This window comes from Nocardia otitidiscaviarum NBRC 14405 (assembly GCF_000308635.1).
Taxonomy (GTDB): Bacteria; Actinomycetota; Actinomycetes; order Mycobacteriales; family Mycobacteriaceae; genus Nocardia; species Nocardia otitidiscaviarum.
On sequence record NZ_BAGD01000124.1, the window covers coordinates 1 to 1,326 of the forward strand.

Sequence of the window (1,326 nt, forward strand, 5' to 3'; positions counted from 1 at the left end):
CCCGGCTGGTATCTATGCGGCCGACGCGCTGATGAAATCCGATGCCCCCGCCGGGTTCGACGGGGTGAGCATCGATCTCTACGAGCGCATGCCCGCCCCCTTCGGCCTGATCCGCTACGGCGTCGCGCCCGACCACCCGCGGATCAAGGGCATCATCACCGCCCTGCACAAGGTCCTCGACAAACCCCAGGTCCGGCTGCTGGGCAATATCGACTACGGCGTCGACATCACCCTCGACGACCTGCGCGGCTTCTACGACGCGGTCATCTTCTCCACCGGCGCCAACGCCGACCGCGCCCTCGACATCCCCGGCATCGACCTCGACGGCTCCTACGGCGCCGCGGACTTCGTGTCCTGGTACGACGGCCACCCCGACGTCCCCCGCACCTGGCCCCTGGACGCACAGAAGGTCGCCGTGCTCGGGGTCGGCAACGTCGCCCTGGACGTGGCCCGGGTCCTGGCCAAGACCGGCGACGAACTGCTGCCCACCGAGATCCCACCGAACGTCTACGAGGGGCTCAAGGCCAACCAGGCCCTCGAGGTGCACGTGTTCGGCCGCCGCGGACCCGCCCAGGCCAAGTTCACGCCCCTCGAGCTGCGCGAGCTGGATCACTCCCCGACCATCGAGGTCATCGTCGACCCCGAGGACATCGACTACGACGAGGGCTCCGAGGCCGCGCGGCGGCATTCCAAGCAGGTCGACATGATCTGCAACACCCTCGAGCAGTGGGCCATCCGCGATGTCGGTGACCGCCCGCACAAACTGTTCCTGCACTTCTTCGAATCCCCCGCCGAGATCCTCGGTTCCGGCGGCAAGGTCGTCGGGTTGCGCACCGAACGCACCCAGCTCGACGGCACCGGTAACTGCAAGGGCACCGGCGAGTACAAGGACTGGGACATCCAGGCGGTGTACCGGGCGGTGGGGTATCTGTCGCAGAACATTCCCGCGCTGCCCTTCGACGACCAGGCCGGGACCGTGCCCAACGAGGCCGGGCGCGTGCTCGTCGACGAGGGCGCCGACGGTGCGGCCCGCTACCTGCCGCAAACCTATGTGACCGGGTGGATCAAACGCGGCCCGGTCGGGCTCATCGGCCACACCAAGGGCGACGCCAACGAAACCATCGCCTGCCTGCTCGACGACGTCAAAGACTTCACCCCCGCCGCGAACCCCGACCCCGAGGCCGTGACCGCGTTCCTCGAGGACAAGGGCATCCCCTTCACCACCTGGGCCGGCTGGTACCGCCTCGACGCCCACGAACGCGCCCTCGGCGAACCCGAAGGCCGCGAACGCGTCAAGGTCGTCGAACGCGAAGACATGCTCCGCGC

General features: G+C 68.6%; 1 protein-coding gene. It reads left to right on the forward strand.

What is annotated here, in order from left to right; all coding sequences use genetic code 11:
• The coding region (locus ON31_RS28025; RefSeq protein ID WP_039817919.1) for a ferredoxin--NADP reductase domain-containing protein at positions 1–1,326 on the forward strand (1,326 nt) is incomplete at both ends.